Annotated in this window: 17 protein-coding genes and 1 riboswitch; of the genes, 5 read left to right on the plus strand and 12 right to left on the minus strand. The window is 58.8% G+C overall.

The window, feature by feature from the left end:
- The first annotated feature begins 324 nt into the window (after positions 1-324).
- Positions 325-421, plus strand: a riboswitch (TPP riboswitch).
- 35 nt (positions 422-456) lie between these two features.
- Genes thiM through E3U32_RS05160 form a run of 3 tightly spaced genes read left to right on the plus strand, consistent with a single transcriptional unit; the run spans position 457 to position 2,813 of the window.
- A complete protein-coding gene (gene thiM, locus E3U32_RS05150; RefSeq protein ID WP_134347895.1) occupies positions 457-1,227 on the plus strand; it encodes a hydroxyethylthiazole kinase in 771 nt (256 codons plus the stop codon).
- Positions 1,224-2,024 carry a bifunctional hydroxymethylpyrimidine kinase/phosphomethylpyrimidine kinase gene (thiD, locus tag E3U32_RS05155; RefSeq protein WP_134347896.1) on the plus strand — a complete coding sequence of 267 codons (801 nt, stop codon included), beginning with the start codon at positions 1,224-1,226 and terminating at the stop codon, positions 2,022-2,024. Before thiM ends, thiD begins: the two co-directional genes overlap by 4 nt.
- 42 nt (positions 2,025-2,066) lie before the next feature.
- Positions 2,067-2,813: a GntR family transcriptional regulator gene (locus E3U32_RS05160; RefSeq protein ID WP_025760289.1), complete on the plus strand. Its 747-nt coding sequence runs from the start codon at positions 2,067-2,069 to the stop codon at positions 2,811-2,813.
- Here E3U32_RS05160 and E3U32_RS05165 read toward each other — a convergent pair.
- From E3U32_RS05165 to E3U32_RS05175, 3 genes are read right to left on the minus strand one after another with little or no spacing between them, the layout of a single operon-like run.
- Positions 2,787-3,740: a PfkB family carbohydrate kinase gene (locus E3U32_RS05165; protein ID WP_134347897.1), complete on the minus strand. Its 954-nt coding sequence runs from the start codon at positions 3,738-3,740 to the stop codon at positions 2,787-2,789. The two genes, E3U32_RS05160 and E3U32_RS05165, sit on opposite strands and share 27 nt — an antisense overlap.
- Positions 3,737-4,741 (minus strand): ADP-ribosylglycohydrolase family protein, encoded by a 1,005-nt coding sequence (locus E3U32_RS05170; protein ID WP_134347898.1) that lies wholly within the window; start codon positions 4,739-4,741, stop codon positions 3,737-3,739. Before E3U32_RS05170 ends, E3U32_RS05165 begins: the two co-directional genes overlap by 4 nt.
- Complete coding sequence (locus E3U32_RS05175; protein WP_134347899.1) at positions 4,738-6,015, minus strand: nucleoside permease; 1,278 nt, start codon at positions 6,013-6,015, stop codon at positions 4,738-4,740. The genes E3U32_RS05170 and E3U32_RS05175 overlap by 4 nt, the downstream gene beginning before the upstream one ends.
- Before the next feature lie 250 nt (positions 6,016-6,265).
- Between E3U32_RS05175 and fbaB the strand changes: the two genes are divergently transcribed.
- Positions 6,266-7,318, plus strand: a complete 1,053-nt coding sequence (fbaB, locus tag E3U32_RS05180) for a class I fructose-bisphosphate aldolase (protein WP_047346516.1) — start codon at positions 6,266-6,268, stop codon at positions 7,316-7,318.
- A 53-nt stretch (positions 7,319-7,371) separates the two neighbouring features.
- Here fbaB and yegS read toward each other — a convergent pair whose 3' ends face one another.
- On the minus strand, positions 7,372-8,271 hold the full coding sequence (gene yegS, locus E3U32_RS05185) for a lipid kinase YegS (protein WP_134347900.1): 900 nt from the start codon (positions 8,269-8,271) through the stop codon (positions 7,372-7,374).
- 141 nt (positions 8,272-8,412) lie between these two features.
- On the opposite strand from yegS, the gene E3U32_RS05190 reads away from it, so the two are divergent.
- Entirely contained in the window at positions 8,413-8,913 is a 501-nt protein-coding gene (locus E3U32_RS05190) for a DUF523 domain-containing protein (protein ID WP_134347901.1), read from the plus strand.
- Positions 8,914-9,074: 161 nt separating this feature from the next.
- On the opposite strand, the gene yegQ is transcribed toward E3U32_RS05190, so the two are convergent.
- The 8 genes from yegQ to E3U32_RS05230 form a co-directional block, all read right to left on the minus strand.
- Entirely contained in the window at positions 9,075-10,436 is a 1,362-nt protein-coding gene (yegQ, locus tag E3U32_RS05195) for a tRNA 5-hydroxyuridine modification protein YegQ (protein WP_134347902.1), read from the minus strand.
- A gap of 154 nt (positions 10,437-10,590) precedes the next feature.
- Positions 10,591-10,923, minus strand: coding sequence for a YegP family protein (locus E3U32_RS05200; RefSeq protein ID WP_134347903.1), 333 nt, complete (start codon positions 10,921-10,923; stop codon positions 10,591-10,593).
- Between the two features lie 134 nt (positions 10,924-11,057).
- Positions 11,058-11,780 carry a two-component system response regulator BaeR gene (baeR, locus tag E3U32_RS05205; protein ID WP_047346507.1) on the minus strand — a complete coding sequence of 241 codons (723 nt, stop codon included), beginning with the start codon at positions 11,778-11,780 and terminating at the stop codon, positions 11,058-11,060.
- Positions 11,777-13,180, minus strand: coding sequence for a two-component system sensor histidine kinase BaeS (baeS, locus tag E3U32_RS05210; protein ID WP_134347904.1), 1,404 nt, complete (start codon positions 13,178-13,180; stop codon positions 11,777-11,779). The genes baeR and baeS overlap by 4 nt, the downstream gene beginning before the upstream one ends.
- Complete coding sequence (locus tag E3U32_RS05215; protein WP_134347905.1) at positions 13,177-14,592, minus strand: MFS transporter; 1,416 nt, start codon at positions 14,590-14,592, stop codon at positions 13,177-13,179. Before E3U32_RS05215 ends, baeS begins: the two co-directional genes overlap by 4 nt.
- Positions 14,593-17,670 (minus strand): multidrug efflux RND transporter permease subunit MdtC, encoded by a 3,078-nt coding sequence (mdtC, locus tag E3U32_RS05220; RefSeq protein WP_134347906.1) that lies wholly within the window; start codon positions 17,668-17,670, stop codon positions 14,593-14,595.
- Entirely contained in the window at positions 17,671-20,793 is a 3,123-nt protein-coding gene (locus tag E3U32_RS05225; protein WP_134347907.1) for an MdtB/MuxB family multidrug efflux RND transporter permease subunit, read from the minus strand.
- Positions 20,793-21,995 (minus strand): MdtA/MuxA family multidrug efflux RND transporter periplasmic adaptor subunit, encoded by a 1,203-nt coding sequence (locus E3U32_RS05230; protein WP_134347908.1) that lies wholly within the window; start codon positions 21,993-21,995, stop codon positions 20,793-20,795. Before E3U32_RS05230 ends, E3U32_RS05225 begins: the two co-directional genes overlap by 1 nt.
- Positions 21,996-22,052 lie beyond the last annotated feature (57 nt).

Here is a 22,052-nt window from a genome sequence, read left to right on the forward strand (position 1 = left end):
AAATTGCTATGGCTGAGTAAAAAAGATGTTACAGATAATGATAATTAAACCTGCAAACTTTAATGTAAACACTAAATAAAACTTACATAGAGGAAGGGGGAATGTATAGTGGTGAACAGGGGAATCTTATAAGAGAATCATCCTCTCTGTTTACACTGAACGGAATACAAGCGGATGCGCATACTTCTTGTGAGTCTTTACGTGATTAAGATATCCCCAGAATGATAACTGCTGTGATAAATCGAAAAATCTTGCACCCTGCCTGCGGCCCCGGTTACACTAAACGCTTACATATAGTTAATGTGTAAATGATTGTTTTAAAAGTATTTTGACTCGGGGTGCCCTTCCTTGTGAAGGCTGAGAAATACCCGTATTACCTGATCTGGATAATGCCAGCGTAGGGAAGTCAGATGCCTTCCCGGTCATCGCTTCTTCACGCAAGGCAGGAGCGAAACCATGCAGCCTGACCTGCTCGATTTACACGTTTTACACCACTTCCGAACCCGTTCTCCGCTTACCCACTGTATGACCAACGATGTCGTGCAGACCTTTACGGCCAACGTTTTGCTGGCGCTTGGCGCATCCCCCGCGATGGTGATTGAGGCCGAAGAGGCAGAACAGTTTGCCGGGATAGCCGATGCGCTGCTGATTAACGTTGGCACGCTGACGTCGCCGCGCGCCCAGTCGATGCGCCGGGCGATTGAGAGTGCGGTGGCGGCAGGCAAACCCTGGACGCTGGACCCGGTTGCCGTGGGCGCCCTGGCGTTCCGCACCCGTTTTTGCCATCAAATTCTCGCCCTGAAGCCGGCGGCCATTCGCGGCAATGCCTCCGAAATTCTGGCCCTTGCCGGCATGAGCGCGGGCGGGCGCGGTGTCGATACCACCGACACCGCCGCCAGCGCGGTGCCTGCTGCCGAGGCGCTGGCCCGCCAGATTAATGCCATCGTGGTCGTCACCGGTGAGGTGGATTACATCACGGACGGACAGCGAACCCGCACGGTCACGGGCGGTGACCCGCTGATGACGCGCGTGGTGGGCACCGGGTGCGCGCTCTCTGCCGTTGTGGCGGCGAGCTGCTCGCTGCCGGGCGATCGGCTGGATAACGTCGCTGCCGCCTGCGGATGGATGAAGCGCGCCGGAACGGTCGCCGTTGCACAGTCTCGTGGCCCGGGCAGTTTTGCCAGCGCGTTTCTGGATGCGCTCTACACGCTGGAGGAGCAGGCATGAAGCGGATTAACGCTCTGACCATTGCCGGCACCGATCCTAGCGGCGGTGCCGGTATCCAGGCCGACCTGAAAACGTTCTCGGCTCTTGGCGCGTACGGCTGCTCGGTCATTACCGCGCTGGTGGCGCAAAACACGCGTGGCGTGCAGTCGGTCTACCGTATCGAGCCTGATTTTGTCGCCGCGCAGCTGGATTCGGTGTTCAGCGACGTGCGCATCGACACCACCAAAATCGGCATGCTGGCCGAGACGGACATTGTTGAAGCGGTGGCGGAACGGCTTAAACGCTATCAGGTGCAAAACGTGGTGCTGGATACCGTCATGCTGGCAAAAAGCGGTGACCCGCTGCTCTCTGCTTCCGCCGTTGAGACGCTGCGCAAAAAGCTGCTGCCGCAGGTGGCGCTCATTACGCCAAATCTGCCCGAAGCCGCCGCGCTGTTGGGTGCGCCGCACGCGCAAACTGAACGCGAGATGAAAGAGCAGGGGAATGCCCTGCTGGCGATGGGCTGCGGGGCGGTGCTGATGAAGGGCGGGCATCTGGATGACGCGGAAAGCCCGGACTGGCTCTTCACCCGCGATGCCGAGCTACGTTTTACCGCGCCGCGGGTGCAGACCAAAAATACCCACGGCACCGGGTGCACGCTCTCTGCCGCGCTGTCGGCGCTGCGTCCACGGCATGAAAACTGGGCCGATACGGTGCGCGAAGCGAAAACCTGGCTTTCGGCGGCGCTGGCAAAAGCGGATAGTCTGGAGGTCGGTCACGGTATTGGGCCGGTTCACCATTTTCATGCGTGGTGGTAGGCCTTATACTGGCAGGACACACCACGCCTGAGAAAAACAGAGATGGAACAAGCGCATACCCGGTTAATCGCTCAACTGAATGAACGGATCGCCGCGCCCGATAACACGCCGCTGTACCTGAAGTTTGCCGAAACGGTAAAAAACGCGGTGCGCAGCGGGGTGCTGGAGCACGGGAATATTTTGCCCGGCGAGCGGGATCTGAGTCAGTTAACCGGCGTGTCGCGTATCACCGTGCGTAAAGCGATGCAGGCGCTTGAGGAAGAGGGTGTGGTGACGCGTGCCCGCGGCTATGGCACGCAAATTAACAACATCTTTGAATATTCCCTGAAAGAGGCGCGCGGTTTTTCCCAGCAGGTGGTGCTGCGTGGTCAAAAGCCGAACACGCTGTGGGTTAACAAGCGGGTGGTGAAGTGTCCGGAAGAGGTGGCGAATCACCTTTCAATTCCCCCGGAGAGCGAGGTGTTCCTGCTAAAACGTATTCGCTACGTGGACGAGGACGCCGTCTCGATTGAGGAGTCCTGGGTGCCGGTCGGGTTAATTCCCGATCCGGATGCGATAGGCATTTCGCTCTACGATTACTTCCGCAGCCAGAATATCTTCCCGCAGCGTACCCGCTCGCGCGTCAGCGCCCGCATGCCGGACAGCGAGTTTCAGGCGCACATCAAGATGGATGAAAAAATACCGGTGCTGGTGATCAAGCAGGTCGCGCTCGATCAGCAACACCGGCCGATTGAGTACAGCATCAGCTACTGTCGCAGCGATCTATACGTCTTTGTGTGCGAGGAGTAATGCCTCGCGAGTGGGGGCGCAATCACCGCCACGGTGGCTGACTACCCAGGCGGCGACCGCATTGCCGAGTTGCACCGCGTCCGCCAGTGACCATCCTGCCGCCAGCCCGGCAATCGTGCCGCCCGCATGGCTGTCGCCTGCGCCAATGGTGTCCACGACCGTAGCCGGGAATGCCGGAATAACGCCCGACGCGTCGCCGTCATACCAGGTTGCACCGTCTTTATCATGCCGCACAATCAGCGCGGCGCCGTAGCGCTGCAGCCACTGTGCTCCTAACGTTTCGACCTCTACGCCAAGCCGTTCAGCGGCAAGTTGCGCCTCCTGACGATTAAGCGAGACAATTGGCCTGCAGGCCATAATCCGCGCCATCAGCACGTCGGGGATGTCCGCGATGCGAGGGCCGAAATCGATAAACGCCGTCACGTCCCGCAACCCTTCCAGCCAGCCCGTCAGCAGCTCGCCGCACGGCGAGGCCAGCTGGTAGCCGGACAAATAGACCAGGCTGTTTTGCGGAACATGAAGCGCATCAAGCCAGCGCTGCTGCCACTGGTTTTCCACCCCGCTAAAGGACATAAAGGTGCGCTCGCCGTCAGGCTCCACCAGCGCCAGACACCAGCCGTTATCGCCGGTCTCGGCTTCCACCGCGCTGTGCAGATCCTGCTTTGCCATCGCGTTACGGATAATATCCGCCCACACGCCGTGGCCGACGGGCAGGGCGTTTTGCGCAGCGATCCCGAGCCGTTTCAGGGCGATGGCAATGTTCAGCGCGCAGCCGCCAATATTCACGCCCTGCTGTTTTAACTCGATGTCACACCCGCGCCAGGGCAGGGCGTAGGCGTCAGCGATGACGTCGATCACCGCCGCGCCCAGCACCGTGACCGGGCGCGTGGCGTGCAGGGTTTCGAGACGTTGGGCAAATGAGTTCATGCGCCCTCCCTTTGCTCCCGGTAGTGCAGGAGTTTTTCGCAGTAATGGCCGAAATCGAGCTTGTTAACGGTGTCGAGCTCGGCTTTGAGCGCCGGGTCAATGGCCTGCACGCCGTGGAGCGCCCCGCAGATGGCCGTCGCCATTGCGCCAATGGTGTCGGTGTCCCCGCCCAGGTTGGCGCATAACACCGCGCAGCGGTTCGGGTCGGTTCCCGCCAGTTCAACCATTGCGATGGCCGCCGGAACGGACTCAATGGTGCTGGTTCCCGCGCCAATAAGCTGATAAATCTGCTCGCTGGCCGAGTCTATACCGTTGGCTTCACGCACGGTCTTAAGCGCCAGCTCAATACGTGCCGCCAGCGACGCGCTGAAGGTGGTGGTTTTCGCTTCCTGCGCGTAGCGGGCGATGCCCGGCAGGGCATCGACGATGCTCTGCCAGCTTTCCCCGTCGATAGCGCGTGAAATCGCCCAGGCAATTACCACCGCGCCGGCAATCGCGAGGTCCGCTTTATGGGTCGGGCTGGAGGCCAGCGCCACCTGCGCCACAAAGTGTTCCAGCCGCGTCGCCGGAAGCAGGCAGCCCAGCGGGGAGGCACGCATCGCCGCCCCGTTGGTCACACCGTTGTTTTCCAGCTCGCTGACCGGTTTCCCGTCACGAATCGCGTTAAGCGCGATTTTTGACGTCGGGCCGAGCACGTTCTTGTTAAAGGCGTCGAAATCGAGCGCCCAGCGCAGAATATGTTTGCCGATAACATCCGCGTTAATTTCCCCCTCGCACTCAATAATCGCATCCGCCAGGCACAGCGCCATTGAGGTATCGTCGGTGAACTCTGCCCGCCTGAAATAACAGGCCGCATTATTCTCAGCCGGCCCGGGTAAGAAGCGGTCGATCCAGCCGAAGTGCGCTTTAACGCGCTTTCTCGGCCACAGTTCCGACGGCATACCCATCGCATCCCCTAACGCCTGCCCGTAAAGGGCACCGAGAATACGTTCTTGTTTCATTTAACTTCCCCTTGTGTCAGCGCAGCATCGCCATCAACCACTTCAATTGCAGTGATCTCTTTGTCCGATTCGCGGAAAAACAGCATAAACAGCACGGCAATCACGGCAATCATGATCCCGCCGAATGCCCACATTCCGGCCCAGTTGAAGGTCAACCCATTCACCGGCTCTTTGTATGCGAACATTTTTTCCATCATTACGCCGCCGAGGCGGTAGCCCAGCAGGCTACCAAACCCCTGACAGCACAGCGTAATCAAGCCTTGCGCGGCGGTGCGCATGTGCACCGGCGCTTTTTTATCCACGTAGATATACGCGGTTACGTAGTAGAAGTCGTAGCTCACGCCATGCAGCAAAATACCGAGGAACAGCAGAGCGTAGGTGAAGTACTGCTCCGCACCACCGTAAACAAAGAAACCGTAGCGGATAGCGGCGGTGATCAAGCCCAGCAGTAAGACCTTCTTAATACCAAAGCGTTTGGTGAAGAACGGCAGCGCCAGCATAAAGAAGATTTCAGAGAACTGGCCGAGCGTCATCCAGCCGGTGGCATTTTTCATCCCCACTTCGGTGAGATAACCGTTGGCGAAGATGTAGTAGAAGGCCAGCGGCATGGCGAACAGAAACGAGCAGAAGAAGAACACCAGAAAGTTTTTGTCACGCAGCAGGATCAGCGCATCCAGCCCCAGCATCACTTTAACATCCAGCTTGCCGGTACTTTTTGGCGGCGTGTTCGGCAGGAACAGGGCAAATACGCCGAGCAGGGCAGAGCTGGCGGCCGTCATCAGCAGCGGAATATTGGTATCGGAAATATCGCTATAGCCCAGCATCTGCGGCAGGAAGCCGCACGCCAGCCCGGAGGCGATCCAGCCGATAGTGCCCATCACGCGGATGCGCGGGAAATCGGCCTCGACGTCGTCCACGTTCGCGAAGGCAATACTGTTGGTCAGCGCGATAGTGGGCATATAGGTCAGGGAGTAAACCAGCAGCAGCGGGAAGAAGGTGCTGAACTGGGTTTGCTGCGCGGCGAAGTACATCAGAATCGCGCCGGCAAACATCAGTACCGCCAGCACTTTTTGCGCGGCAAAGAAGCGGTCCGTCAGCGAGCCGACAAGAATAGGTGAGAGGATTGCGGCAATCGCGGTACAGGCATAAGACCAGCCGATTTCCCCGGCGGTAAACCCGCTTTTGCTCAGCCACAGCCACAGCGGCACGAACCAGGCTCCCCAGATAAACCATTCAACAAACATCATGAATGACAGTTGGACTTTCGTTTTCATTTTTTAATCCTGCATGTCAGAGAGGGTACGCCTTTAACATACCACTGAATAATACCTTTTAAATACCTTTGTGGCGATTGTTTGATCAATGTAACAGTTTTGTTGTACACGAATCGAGCCAGCAGATTGTGCTGAAAAAAAATACAAATGGTGGAAAATCTGTTAAGTCGGTACCAAGCTTAGTCTGCCCCTAAAGAATGGGACTGGATAAACACACACCGACACGACGTCGGACTTACGGGAGTATCACATGACTGATATTGCGCAGTTGCTTGGCAAAGACGCCGACAGCCTTTTACAGCATCGTTGTATGACCATTCCAGCTGACCAGCTGTATCTGCCTGGTCACGACTACGTTGACCGCGTGATGATTGATAACAACCGTCCGCCTGCGGTCCTGCGAAACATGCAGACGCTCTACAACACCGGGCGGCTCGGCGGCACCGGGTATCTCTCTATTCTGCCGGTAGACCAGGGCGTTGAGCACTCGGCGGGCGCGTCTTTCGCGGCGAATCCACTCTATTTTGATCCGAAGAACATTGTTGAACTGGCGATTGAAGCGGGCTGTAACTGCGTGGCGTCCACCTACGGCGTGCTGGCGTCCGTCTCGCGTCGCTATGCCCACCGCATTCCGTTCCTCGTGAAGCTGAACCACAACGAAACCCTCAGCTACCCAACCGAATATGACCAGACCCTCTACGCCAGCGTCGAACAGGCGTTCAATATGGGCGCGGTGGCGGTCGGGGCGACGATTTACTTCGGCTCTGAACAGTCTCGCCGTCAGATTGAAGAGATCTCTGCGGCGTTTGAGCGCGCGCACGAGCTGGGCATGGTGACCGTGCTGTGGGCGTACCTGCGTAACAATGCGTTCAAAAAAGACGGCGTGGATTACCACGTGTCGGCAGACCTCACCGGGCAGGCGAACCATCTGGCGGCCACCATCGGCGCGGATATTGTGAAGCAGAAAATGGCCGAGAATAACGGCGGCTATAAAGCGGTGAACTTTGGTTATACCGATGACCGCGTTTACAGCAAGCTGACCAGCGATAACCCGATCGACCTCGTACGCTACCAGCTGGCGAACTGTTATATGGGCCGTGCCGGGCTGATTAACTCCGGCGGGGCAGCGGGCGGTGACACTGACCTGTCAGACGCGGTGCGTACGGCGGTTATCAACAAACGCGCGGGCGGCATGGGGCTGATCCTTGGCCGTAAGGCGTTTAAGAAAACGATGGCCGACGGCGTGAAGCTGATCAATGCGGTTCAGGACGTCTATCTGGACAGTAAAGTGACGATTGCCTAACCTGAGGGCGAAACGTAGGCCGGGTAAGGCGTAGCCGCCACCCGGCAATACATTCAGCGCAAAAGCATACAGTCAGGCGGCAGCCGACACTGCAGCGCGCCGGGCAAGACCTCAATATGGAACTGCGTCCCGCTCAACGGTTCCCCGTCGAGGTTAAACGTCATCCCGTGCGGGGCATTCACTTCAAACCATGCCGATTTTCCGGCGATGATATTCGGGCTCTCTTCCGGCTGCGTCAGCGTGGTAAACAGCGCGGGCAGCAGGCCGTCGCCCGTGAAAATACGCAGCTGTAGCTGACCGTCATTGATCAGCGCCTCCGGGCATAGCTGCTGCCCACCGCCTGCCTGACGGCCATTGCCAATGCCAATCACCAGCGCGTCACCCTGCCACTGAAAATCCTCGCCGCGAATTTCGCAGCGGTCAGGCTTAAGAGTATCCATGCGCATCAGACCGTGGATCAGATATGACACGCCGCCCAGCGCCGCCTTCAGTTTTTCGGGCGTTTCGCTGGTGATGCGCGTGCCGAACCCGCCGGTTGCCATATTGATAAAGCAGGTTTTGTCATTCACCTGAGCAATATCCACGGCGGTGGCTTTGCCGAGGATCGCCAGCTGGAGCGCTTTTTCTAACTCCTCCGGGATCCCGGCGCTGGTGGCAAAATCATTGGCGGTGCCGAGCGGTAAAATGCCCATTACCGGGCGGTCTGCCGTGGGCAGGTCGATAAGCGCAGAGGCGATCTCATTGATGGTGCCATCCCCGCCGCCGGAAATGATGGTCTTGACGCCTAACGTTATGCCTTCCTCGATATAGCGGGCGGCATCACCTTTTTCCCAGGTTACCCGTACGTGGATGCGAGCGCCGTCGTCACGCAAACCCTGAATTGCCTGGCGCAACAGATCGTTGCCTGCACTTTTGCCATTGAGAATCAATAAACTGTCTGGATAGGTTGCCATCCGCGCTGCTCCCTTTTTTAGCGTTAGTAAGAGTGTATAGCAGAGAGGAAAAAAGCGGGTAAGAACAGGATGAAAGGGAAAAAATAGGCACGAAAGCGCGTTATAATTCAGCGATGAGATTCATGTAATCACAAAAAAGCGATGATAAATAAAATTCTGGTAAGCGCATGCCTGATGGGTTTCAAAGTCCGCTATAACGGTAGTGAAAAATCCCGAATGAACGAGCAGCTCGCTCGCTGGGAACAGGAACAACGTCTGGTAATTCACTGCCCTGAACTTGCTGCCGGGCTGCCTGTACCGCGTCCTCCGGCAGAGATTATCTCTGCTGATGGTAAAGACGTCATGCACGGGCAAGCAAGAATAATTGAAAATACAGGGCAGGATGTGACTGAGCAATACCGGCTTGCAGCGTGGCTCGCGCTGCGTACCGCTCAGGAATCAGGCTGTAGCGCCGCGTTGTTAACTGATGGCAGCCCAACATGTGGCAGCGTGGTGATTTATGACGGTTCTTTTAGCGGTATACGCAAGACGGGTATGGGGGTTGCGGCATCACTACTCTCAGAGCATGGGATAGCGGTGTTTTCAGAGAAGCAAATCGACGAGCTTATTGCCTGGGTTGAGGAAAGAGAAGGCAAAAAATAAGCCCGCGTAAGGGAGATTACGCAGGCTAAGGAGGTGGTTCCTGGTACAGCTAGCATTTATGGGTTATGTTTTTCAGCGGGGGGATAATACCCTTATTGAACGAAGCGGTATGTGATCCGATTCTAAGAATTATCCCAGCTTGAAAAAATTTCCCTGATTGACTATTTGCTGTGTGGATTTCGCGTGCTTTCACCCTTGAAATTACGCATCAGCAGCGCGAACTTCAGCTCCACCTCTTCCGGAACCGGCAGCCAGACGGTATGGCCGTCACCTGGCGCCACCTCAATCATTTCGCCTTTGCCGTTTTCCAGATGCTCCAGCGTAAAGTTCATGTTGCCCTGCGGGGTCATCAGCTCCAGGCTGTCGCCTTTGGTGAATTTGTTTTTCACCGCCACAGCCGCCAGCGCACCTTTGCGCTCGCCGGTGAAGTCACCGACAAACTGCTGGCGCTCAGATACGGAGTAGCCGTGCTCATAGTTCTGGTAGTCGTCATGGGTATGACGGCGCAGGAAGCCTTCGGTATAGCCGCGGTGCGCCAGGCCTTCCAGGGTTTCCAGCAGGCTGGTATCGAACGGTTTACCCGCTGCCGCATCGTCGATGGCTTTGCGGTACACCTGCGCGGTACGCGCGCAGTAGTAATAGGATTTGGTACGGCCTTCGATTTTCAGGGAGTGCACGCCCATCTGGGTCAGACGCTCGACGTGGGCGATGGCGCGCAGATCTTTTGAGTTCATGATGTAAGTGCCGTGCTCGTCTTCAAAGGCGGTCATGTACTCGCCCGGACGTTTGGCTTCTTCAATCATAAACACGCTGTCGGTTGGCGCGCCAATGCCCAGCGTAGGCTCAACGTTGGTCACCGGGATCGGCTCGTGCTTGTGCACAATGTTGCCGATGTCATCTTCTTTGCCTTCCTGGACGTTATATTCCCAGCGGCAGGCGTTGGTACAGGTGCCCTGGTTCGGGTCGCGCTTGTTGATATACCCGGAGAGCAGGCAGCGGCCAGAGTAGGCCATGCACAGCGCGCCGTGAACGAAGATTTCGATTTCCATATCCGGCACCTGGGTGCGGATCTCTTCGATCTCTTCCAGCGAAAGCTCGCGAGACAGAATGACGCGGGTCAGCCCCATCTGCTTCCAGAACTTCACTGTCGCCCAGTTGACGGCGTTAGCCTGTACGGAGAGGTGAATATCCATCTCCGGGAAGTTCTCCCGAACCAGCATGATTAAACCCGGGTCCGACATGATCAGCGCGTCCGGCCCCATATCCACCACCGGCTTCAGGTCACGGATGAACGTCTTCAGCTTGGCGTTGTGCGGCGCGATGTTGACCACCACGTAGAATTTTTTACCCAGAGCATGCGCTTCGTTGATGCCGAGCTGCAGGTTCTCGTGGTTGAATTCATTGTTGCGCACGCGCAGCGAGTAGCGAGGCTGGCCCGCGTAGACAGCATCGGCACCATAGGCGAAAGCGTAACGCATATTTTGCAGCGTTCCCGCCGGGGAAAGGAGTTCCGGTTTAAACATGTTTGTTCTCGTTCTGATGACAGGTCAGATCCGCGTGCACCTGGTGCAGCGGTAAGGGGAGATCCCCCACTTTAAGGGCGGGCATTGTAGCGCTGCGGGGCGGGGAGGTAAAGCGCCGGGTCGCGTCACCGCTCTCCCGGCGCGCGTCGTGCTGTCAGGTGTTGTCTTTTACCGTCTGGACAGAACCGTTGGTTTTGACCGAGGCGATACCCTTATCACGCGATTGTTCCGTCGCATAAAGCTGGCTGCTGCCAATCACCTGATGATTGCCCGCCTTCAGATTGAAATGGAACTTACCGTTAGAAGCCGTTTTCTTTTCATAGCGCTCGTCCAGGGGGCTGTTCGTGCGTACGGAAGCAATGCCGTTTTCAGCAGCACTTTTGCTGGTGTAAAGTTCGCTGGTAAGGATTATCTCTCCGTTTCCAGCTTTCAGCACAAACCTGAACTGACCATCACTGCTTTTACTTAATTCGAACCAACCAGACATAGGAACTCCTTGAGCGAAAGTAAAATTATCAGCACCAGTTATAAGTAAGCGAACCGGTAAAAAGAGTATGGTTGATTCCTGGATGGATTCCAGAAAAGAAAAACCCGCCAGAGGCGGGTTTCAGAGGTGAAACGTCACACTATCCTGCACGCATCCGCTTCCCATCGATACCCCACGCCATACACCGCGCGAATAAATGACTGCTCGGCATCCAGCGCTTCCAGCTTGCGGCGCAGATTTTTGATATGGCTGTCGATGGTGCGGTCGGTCACGACGCGGTAATCGTCATACAGGCGGTTGAGCAACTGCTCACGCGAGAACACTTTCCCCGGCTCGTGGGAGAGGGTTTTCAGCAGGCGAAACTCTGCGGGAGTAAGATCCAGCAGTTTGCTGCGCCAGCTTGCCTGGAAACGGCTTTCATCCACGATCAGCGGGCTCTCCGCGTCCAGTACCTGAAGCTCGCGCTGCGGTTTACAGCGGCGCAGAATGGTTTTCACTCGGGCGACCACCTCACGCGGGCTGTAAGGTTTGCAGATGTAATCGTCTGCGCCAATTTCGAGCCCCAGCAGGCGGTCAATCTCTTCGATTTTGGCGGTGACCATGACAATCGGCACGTCGGAGAAGCGACGAATTTCCCGGCACAGGGTCAGGCCATCGGTACCGGGCAGCATCAGATCCAGCAGGATCAGGTCCGGCGGCGTCTGGCGCACGTAGGGCAGCACCTGGTCGCCGTGGCTTATCAGTGACGGGGCATAGCTGGCCGCGCGTAAATAGTCGATCAATAGCTGTCCAAGCTTAGGTTCGTCTTCGACAATCAAAATACGCGGTGTGTTTTCGTCAATCGGTAACTCGGTCATACTTCTCTCGATAAATCCCGTTCCAGAGGTAACTCTACTGTAATGCTAACCCCGCCAAAAGGCGAATGGGCGGCGCGGAGGGTGCCATTATGCGCCTCGACGATGTTAACGCAAATCGCCAGCCCCAGCCCTGAACCGCCGCTGGCGCGGTTGCGGGAGCCTTCGGTACGGTAAAAACGTTCAAACAGTTTTTCCAGCTGCGCATCCTGTACGCCAGGGGCGGAATCCGCGAAGGTGAGGGCGAAGCGTCCGTTTTCCTGTTTGCCGGAGATGTGCAGCGCGCCGCCGCTGTCGGTATAGCGCAGGCTGTTTTCCAGCAGATTATTGAAAAGCTGCATCAGACGGTCTTTGTCGCCAAACACCACCGCGCTGTCCGGCAGGGAGAGATCAATTTTCAGGTTGCGGCTGGCGAAGCGCTCGCGGAAAGCGCCGCTGGCGACCTCAAGTACGTTAATCACGTCGATGGGCGCCTTCTGGTAAGCCAGCGCGCCTTCATCTGACATAGAGAGCTGGTGGAGATCGTCCACCAGCTTGGTGAGCGTGCCCACTTCCGCCTGCAGGGAAGCCACCGATTCGGGCGTAAACTGGCGCACGCCGTCCTGAATGGCCTCCAGCTCGCCGCGCAGCACCGCCAGCGGCGTGCGCAGCTCGTGGGAGATATCGGCCATAAAGTCGCGGCGCATCTGCTGGTTCTTCTCCAGCGTGCTGGCAAGCTGGTTAAAGTCCTGCGCCAGTTTGCCCAGTTCGTCCTGGCTGCGGGTATCGACGCGGGTGGTGAAATCCCCGGCGGCCAGCTTGTGCGTGCCTTCCACCAGCCGTTTTACCGGCGCGAGCAGACCGCGTGCCAGCGGGAAGGTAGCGAGCGCGGCGAGCAGCGTGGAGAGGGCGACAATCAGCCAGCTTGTTCGGCGCTGCTGGCGGTCAAAGTTGATGTCGGTGTTGCGCGTCAGGCGCTCCACCGGGGAGGCGATAACCCAGCCGACGGTCGCGTTGTTGACTTTGATCGCACGGCGGGTGCCGTCCGGCGGTATCGGCGCGCGCGGGCCAACCAGCGTGCGCATGTCCTGGTCGATCACCCAGAACTGGGTGCGCCAGCCGTGCGGCGGCATACCCGGTCCTGGACGATCGTCACCGGTATCGTGCTCAAGCGAGCGCAGGATCTGGAAAATGAACCGGTCATTGTTGCGCAGAAAACGCCAGTTGCCATGCTGGGCGTACTGTTCACCCAGCGCATCGCTCAGCCCCTGCAGGCGCTGCTCATTGCCGTGCTTGATGTAATCAATAAAACCACGCTCAAAGCTGACCCGCACCGCCCAGTGCATGGTAACCAGCAGAACGATACAGGTGGCAAATATCGCCACAAAGAGCTTGCCGGTAATGCCCGGTCGCCAGAATTTCATGATCTACTCCTTTTGCCGCGCCTAATCACGACGTTCTTGCTGGTATCATCCGGCACTCTGGCGAAGATGAAAGCGGGCAGGGCGATGATGACCGCCATGCTGATATAGGTATATAAAAAGACCTGATGCGCCACCGGCGTGTCGACGCTGAGGTGGTGCTGACCGTACATGCCGAGCAGCAGGCCGGCAATCGTGACGCCCACGCTCATGGAGAGCTGCATAATCATCGACAGCAGGCTGTTGCCGCTGCTCGCCAGCTCGTCCGGCAGGTCTTTCAGCGTCAGGGTATTCATCGATGAGAAGCGCATGGAGTTGACAATCCCCTGGCAGAACAGCACCAGCGGCAGGATGTAGTACCAGCCCATCAGCGCCACGGCCATAAACAGCAGGCTGACCAGCGCCAGCCCCAGCGTGGCGGTCACCAGCACGTGTCGATAGCCAAAGCGGTTGACGACCTGTACTACAATGCGCTTCATACCCATGCTGCCGAGCACCATTGGGATCATCATCAGGCCCGCGTGAAACGGCGAGAAACCCATGCCAATTTGCAGGAATACGGGCGTCATAAACGGCAGCATGCCGCTGCCGACGCGTCCGGCGAAGCTGCCGAACAGACCAAGACGGTAGGTGGGGTTTTTAAACAAATTCAGGCTGAACAGCGCTTTGTCGTTTTCTCTGGCATGCCAGAGGTACCACAAAATGGCGGTGAGGCCGAGGGTGACCAGAATACCCAGCGTCAGGGACGAAATCCCCAGCCCTTTTTGCCCGTCGAGCGCGAGAGTGAGCGTTGCCATGCCCGCCGCCAGCAAGACAAAGCCAAAGAAATCAAAGCGACGCGTCTGCATTTTGTAATTCGGCATCAGCGTCAGGGTGGCGATCGCGCCGATGATACCCACCGGCAGGTTGATTAAGAAAATCCAGTGCCAGGAGGCGTACTCCACCAGCACCCCGCCCAGCGCCGGGCCCAGCAGCGGCCCCACCTGGCCGGGCAGGGTCACAAAGGTCATCGCCGCCATGTACTGTTCGCGCGGGACAATCTTCATCACCGTTAGCCGCCCGACGGGCACCATCATCGCCCCGCCAACGCCCTGCAGCACGCGCGCCATCACCAGCTGGTCGAGGGTATTGGCCTGGGCGCAAAACAGCGAGCCGGTGGTAAACAGCACGATGGCGGTGAAAAATATGTTACGCACGCCGACTTTGTCGGCCAGCCAGCCGCTGGCAGGGAGCATCACGGCCACCGTCAGCACGTAGGAGACAATCACCATATGCATATGCAGCGGGCTCTCCCCCAGGCTTTTCGCCATCGAGGGGAGGGCGGTGTTAACGATGGTCGTATCCAGCGACTGCATAAAAAAGCCGAAGGCGACTATCCATAATTGCCAGCGAACGTTGCTGGGAAGCTCAGTCATTTACCCGGTTACCGTGGTTCTGTTTTTACGCGAAAAACGCAGCCGCAGGCGGTCAAAGAACAGATAGACCACCGGCGTGGTGTACAGCGTCAGCAGCTGGCTCATCACCAGGCCGCCGACAATGGTGATCCCCAGCGGCTGGCGCAGCTCAGAGCCGTCGCCGCCGGAAATCACCAGAGGCAGCGCGCCAAACAGCGCCGCCAGAGTGGTCATCATGATCGGACGAAAACGCAGCAGGCAGGCCTGGAAGATTGCCTCTTCCGGCGACAGGTTGCCGTTGCGCTGGGCGTCCAGTGCGAAGTCGACCATCATGATGGCATTTTTCTTCACAATGCCGATTAATAGCATGATTCCGATGAGCGCGATAAGGCTGAACGGCGCGCCGAACAGCTCCAGCGCCAGCAGTGCCCCCACGCCCGCCGACGGCAGCGTCGAGAGGATGGTCAGCGGGTGCACGTAGCTCTCATACAGAATGCCAAGCACAATATAGACCGTGGCAATGGCGGCCAGAATCAAAATCACCTGCGAGTTCATCGTCTCCTGGAACACCTGCGCGGTGCCGGCAAAGCTGCCGCGCACGGTGGACGGCACGCCAAGCTGCGTCATCGCGCGGTTGATTGCGTCGCTGGCCTCCGAAAGTGACGAACCGGCGGGCAGGTTGAAGGAGATGGTCGACGCCGCCGACAGCCCCTGATGGTTCACCGACAGCGGCGCGTTGGCCGGCTGCCAGCTGGCAAAGTAAGAGAGCGGTATCGCCTTACCGTCGCTGTTGATCACAAACATTTTGTCCAGGGCGCTGATGTCCTGGGTATAGCGCGGATCAACCTCCATCACCACCTTATACTGGTTCATCGGCTGATAAATGGTGGAAATCTCGCGCTGGCCGAAGGCGTTGTTCAGCAGGCTGTTGGCGGCTTCAACGTTAATGCCCAGCCGCGACATGGTTTCGCGGTCGTACGTCAGAGCCATTTCGGCGCCGTTGTCCTGCTGATCGGAGTTCACGTCCGCCAGCTCCGGCAGGGCGGCCAGCGCCTTGCGGATCTTCGGCTCCCACTCGCGCAGGGCGGCTAAATCATCAGAAAGCAGGGTGTACTGGTAGCTGGCGTTCGCCTGTCGCCCGCCGACGCGGATATCCTGAACGGCCATCAAAAACAGATTGGCGCCCGGCTCTTTGGCGAGCTTCACCCGCAGGCGGTCAATCACCTGCTGCGCCGTTTCGTTGCGCTCGCCGCGCGGTTTCAGGGTAATAAACATCATGCCGCTGTTAACGCGTGACCCGCCGGTAAAGCCGGTCACGTTATCCACGGCTTTGTCTTCACGAATGATCTTCATAAAGTCCTGCAGCTTGCCGCGCATCGCCTGGAAGGAAATGCTCTGGTCCGCCTGAATGCCGCCCATCAGCACGCCGGTATCCTGCTCCGGGAAGAAGGTTTTCGGGATGGTGATATACATCCAGACGTTGAGCACGATGGTGCCGATCAGCACCAGGCCGACAAGCCGGGTATGGTTCAGCACCCACTTCAGCGATTTTCCGTAACCCTCCTGCATTGCCATCAGGAAACGACCAAAGCCTTTACGGCGCGGCTGCGAGTGCGGCTTGCTGCGCTTGAGCATCCAGCCGCACATCATCGGCGTGAGCGTTAAGGAAATAACCAGCGAAATGCCGATGGCGACGGACAGCGTGACGGCAAATTCCCGCAGCAGCCTGCCCGGCAGTCCGCCCATCAGCAGCAGCGGCAGGAACACCGCCACCAGCGACAGGCTCATGGAGAGCACCGTAAAGCCCACCTCGCGCGAGCCCTGAAGCGCGGCCTGCAGCGGCTTCACGCCCGCTTCCAGGTGGCGGGAAATGTTTTCCAGCACCACGATGGCATCATCCACCACGAAGCCCGTCGCAATCGTCAGGGCCATCAGCGACAGGTTGTTGAGGCTAAACCCGCACAGATACATGGCGGCAAAGGTACCGATTAGCGATACCGGCACGGCCACCGCCGGGATCAGCGTCGCCCGGCCGGAGCGCAGAAACAGGAAGACCACCAGGATCACCAGCGCGACGGAGATAATCAGCGTTTGCTCCACCTCTTCAAGCGAGGCCCGGATGGTCGGGGAGCGATCCTGGGCAATTTGCAGATCGATCGCAGCCGGAATGGTCTGCTGCAGCTCCGGGAGGCGGGCGCGAATGCTGTTCACCGTCTCGATAATATTGGCTTCCGGCAGCTTGCGGATCATCAGCAAAATCGCCGGCTTGGCGTTGGTCATCCCGGCGTTACGCACGTCCTGCACCGAGTCGGTGACGCTGGCAACGTCGCTTAAGCGCACCGCCGCGCCGTTGTTGTAGTGAATGATGAGCGGCTGATATTCCGCTGCGGTTTTTAGCTCGTCGTTGGTGTGGATCTGCCAGCGATGGCTGTTGTCCTCAATTGCCCCCTGCGGTTTGCGCACGTTGGCATTGCTAATGGCGGAGCGCACATCATCCAGCGACACGCCCTGGTTGAACAGCGCCTGCGGGTTTAACCCCACGCGCACGGCGGGCAGGGAGCTCCCGCCAACGCTCACGTCACCGACGCCGTTAATTTGTGAGAGGGTCTGCGCCAGCTGGGTAGATGCAAAGTCGTACAGTTGACCCTGCGAGTAAGTGTCCGAGGTCAGCGTCAGGATCATGATCGGCGCATCGGACGGGTTGGCCTTGCGATAGGTCGGACGGCTCGGCATCCCACTCGGCAGCAGGCTTTGCGCGGCGTTGATGGCGGCCTGCACGTCCCGCGCCGCACCGTTAATATCCCGGTCGAAGCTGAACTCCAGAATGATGCGCGTGCTGCCGAGCGAGCTGCTGGAGGTCATCTCGTTGACCCCTGCAATCCGCCCGAGCGAACGCTCCAGCGGCGTGGCAACGGACGAGGCCATGGTTTCCGGTGACGCACCCGGCAGCGAGGCGCTGACCATGATCACCGGGAAATCCACCTGCGGCAGGGGCGCTACCGGCAGCAGCCGGAAGCCCAACACGCCGCAGAGGGTAATGGCGAGCGAGATTAAAATCGTCGCCACCGGACGATAAATGAAGAGGGCGAAAAACTTCACTTATGCCTCCTCTTCACGTTTTGGAAAACGGCTTTTGGCCCACAGCGCCAGGCGGTCAAACAGCAGATAAATCACCGGCGTGGTGAACAGCGTCAGCACCTGGCTCACCAGCAGACCGCCGACCATGCCGATCCCCAGCGGACGACGCAGCTCCGCGCCGACGCCCATGCTGAGCATCAGCGGCAGCGCGCCCAGCAGGGCCGCCAGAGTGGTCATCAGGATCGGACGAAAACGCAGCAGGCAGGCCTGGAAGATGGCATCGCGCGGCGACATGCCCTGCTCGCGCTCGGCGGCCAGGGCGAAGTCGATCATCATGATGGCGTTTTTCTTCACGATCCCGATAAGCAGGATGATGCCGATAATGGCAATCACGTCCAGCTCGCTGCCCGCCAGCATTAACGCCAGCAGCGCCCCCACGCCCGCCGTCGGCAGGGTGGAAAGGATAGTGATCGGGTGGATAAAGCTTTCGTACAGTACGCCGAGCACGATGTACATCGCGACCACGGCAGCGACAATCAGCCAGATGGTGTTGCCCAGCGCGGCCTGAAACGCCAGCGCGCTGCCCTGGAACTGGGTCTGAATATCGGACGGGAAGCTTACCGCTTTTTCAGCCGCCTGAATGGCCTCCACCGCTTCGCCGAGAGAATAATTGTCCGGCACGTTGAAGGAGATGGTGGTGGACGGGAACTGATCCAGATGGTTAATCGACAGCGGGGTATAACGCTCTTCCACCGTCGCGATGGCGCTCAGCGGCACAATACCGCCGTCTTTGCTGGTCAGGCGCACCGAGTCCAACCCCGCCAGGCCGGGCGTGTTCTCGGTGTTGTGCTCCAGCACCACGCGATACTGGTTCGCCTGGGTGTAGATGGTGGAGATTAAACGCTGCCCGAACGCGTTATACAGAGCGTTATCCACGTCCGCCATGGTAATGCCAAGACGGCTGGCGGCGTCGCGGTTGACGTTCACATACGCCGCCAGCCCTTTGTCCTGCCAGTCGCTGCTGACGTCGGAGAGCTGCGGCAGGGTTTTGAGCTTATCCACCAGCTGCGGTACCCAGGTGCTGAGTGCATCCAGCGATGTGGCCTGCAGCGTGAACTGATATTGCGTGCGGCTGACCTGGGTATCAATGGTCAAATCCTGAATCGGCTGCAGGTAAAGCTCAACGCCCGGCACGCGCGCGACGGCGCTTTGCAGACGTTCAATCACGGCGTTGACGCGATCGTCGCGCTCATCCAGCGGCTTGAGGTTAATCTGCAGACGCGCATTGTTCAGCGACGGGTTGGTGCCATCCACACCCACGTAGGAGGTCAGGCTTTCCACCGCCGGATCTTTCATTATTATCTCAGATACCTGCTGCTGGCGCTGCGCCATATTGGCGAAGGAGACCGACTGCGGGGCCTGAAGCGTGCCCTGAATAATGCCGTTGTCCTGGATCGGGAAGAAGCCTTTCGGGATAAAAATCCACAGCATGACGCTGAGTGCCAGCGTGCCGAGCGCCACGCCGAGCGTCGCCCACGGGTGGTTGAGGACTTTCGCCAGCACCCGGCCATACGCCGCAATAATGCGTTCGAACATTCTCTCGGAGGCACGGGAGAAACGGTTTTGCTTGCGCAGGGATTCATGGCTCAGCATGCGGGCGCACATCATCGGCGTCAGGGTCAGCGACACCACGGCGGAGATCAAAATGGCGACGGCCAGCGTCACGGCAAACTCGCGGAACAGACGCCCGACGATATCACCCATAAACAGCAGCGGGATCAGTACCGCAATCAGCGAGAAGGTCAGCGAGATAATGGTAAAGCCGATCTCGCCAGCGCCTTTCAGGGCAGCCGCCAGCGGTTTTTCGCCTTTCTCGATATAGCGCGAGATGTTCTCGATAACGACGATGGCATCATCCACCACGAACCCGGTGGCGATGGTGAGCGCCATCAGCGTCAGGTTGTTGATCGAGAAATCGAGGAACACCATCACGGCAAACGTCCCCACCAGCGAGAGCGGTACGGCGACGGCGGGAATAATGGTTGCCGGAACGTTGCGCAGGAACAGGTAAATGATCATGACCACCAGCGCAATCGCCAGCATCAGCTCAAACTGGGTGTCGGTGACCGACGCGCGAATGTTAGTGGTGCGGTCGGAAAGCACCTTCACGCTGACCGATTTCGGCAGGCTTTCAATCAGCTGCGGCAGCATGGCGCGAATGCTGTCGGCGGTTTCGATGATGTTGGCGCCCGGCTGGCGCTGCACGTTCATCACGATCGCCTGCTGTTTGTTGGCCCAGGCCCCCAGCCAGCTGTTTTCCGCGCCTTGCTCCACGGTCGCCACATCGCCCAGACGCACCGGGGCACCGTTCTGGTACGCAATAATCAGCTGACGGTATTCATCGGCGGACTGCATCTGGTCGTTGGCGGAGAGTGTGACCGCGCGGGTTGGGCCGTCCAGCGAACCTTTCGCCGAGTTGACGTTGGCATTGCTGATGGCGCTGCGGATGGTTTCGCTGGTCAGACCCAGCGCGGCAATCGCCTGCGCGTTAAGCTTGACCCGAACGGCCGGGCGTTGTCCGCCCGCCAGCGTGACGAGCCCGACGCCGGAGACCTGAGAAATCTTCTGCGCCACGCGCGTTTCGACCATGTCTTCGACCTGGGTCATCGGCATGGCGGAGGAGGTGACGGCAAGCGTCATGATCGGCGGATCCGCCGGGTTCACTTTGCTGTAGACCGGCGGGTTAGGCAGGTCCGACGGCAGCAGGTTGGTGGCGGCGTTAATCGCGGCCTGAACTTCCTGCTCGGCGACATCCAGCGACAGCGTAAGCTGGAACTGTAACGTCACGACAGAGGCCCCGCCGGAACTCTGGGAGGACATCTGTTTTAGCCCCGACATCTGGCCGAACTGGCGCTCCAGCGGGGCGGTGATGGCGGACGTCACCACATCCGGGCTGGCGCCGGGGTAGAGCGTCACCACCTGAATGGTTGGATAATCTACCTCAGGCAGCGCCGATACGGGCAGGAAGCGATAGCCGATAATCCCGGCGAGCAGGATCGCCACCATCAGCAGCGTGGTGGCGACAGGGCGGAGAATAAACAGGCGTGACGGCCCACCTGTAGAGCCTGGCGGCAGCACCTGCATCAGGAGGTCGCTCCCTGTTTCGCCGGTTCCACCACTTCTACTTTGGCCCCTTCGGTCAGACGGTCAATGCCGTCGGTGACCACGCGGTCGCCTGCGGAAAGGCCTGCGGCGATCACCACCGTCTGGCTGTCCTGAATCCCGGTTTTCACCAGATGCTTGCTGACTTTATTGTCGCTGTTCAGCACCCAGACGAAGTTGCCTTCGTTACCCATCTGCAGCGCGGCGGTGGGGATCACCACCGCGTTTTCTTCGGTAGCGACCAGCATTCGCGCGTTGACGAACTGGTTCGGGAACAGGGCATCGTCCTGGTTATTAAAGCGCGCTTTCAGCTTGATGGTGCCGGTGGTGGTGTCGATCTGGTTATCCAGACTGAGCAAGGAACCTTCGCTCAGTTTCTGCTTGTTGGTGCGGTCCCAGGCTTCCACCACCAGACCTTTACCGGCTTTTTGCGCCTGTACCACCGTTGCAATGTCGCTTTCCGGCAGGGTAAAGACTAAATCAATCGGGTGGGTCTGGGTGATCACCACGATGCCCGTGGTATCACCGCTCGAGATCTGGTTGCCGGTATCGACCTGCTTCAGACCGACGCGCCCGTCAATCGGCGCGGTGATGCGGCTCCAGTCCAGCTGCAGCTGGGCGCTGGCCACGGCGGCTTCGTCAGCTTTGATGGTGCCCTGCGTTTCGCTGACCAGCGACTGTTGGGTGTCCAGCTCCTGACGAGAAACGAGGTTGGTTTTCACCAGCTGCTGGTAGCGCGCTAAATCGCGCCGGGCATTGGCGAGCGTGGCTTTGTCTTTCGCAAGCTGTCCCTGCGCCTGGGCGAGGGCGACCTTAAACTGGCTGGGGTCGATTTCTGCCAGCAGATCGCCCGCTTTCACCTGCTGACCTTCCTGGAAGTGAATAGCCATCAGCTGGCCGTCAACGCGGCTGCGCACCGTCACGGTGTTGGCGGCGGTAATGGTTCCGAGACCGGTGAGGTAGCGAGGAACGGCTTTATTGACCGCCGTCGCCGCCTGGACCGGCGCCAGCGCGCCGCCACGCATACCGTGACGCCCACCGCCTGCCGGGCGCTGTGGCTGGGTGGTGGCACCGGCGGGTGCTGCGGAATTCGCGGATTGACTGTGCCAGTACCAGGCGGCGGCAAGGACCACCACAATGATGCCAGCGGCGATTGCCCAGCGGGATTTATGATTGCCTTTCATCGTTATACGTTCTCATCCTGAATACTTCGGGGAATGATACTAGTTTAGTCAGGCAAC

Source organism: Lelliottia nimipressuralis (genome assembly GCF_004402045.1).
GTDB classification, from domain to species: Bacteria; Pseudomonadota; Gammaproteobacteria; order Enterobacterales; family Enterobacteriaceae; genus Enterobacter; species Enterobacter chinensis.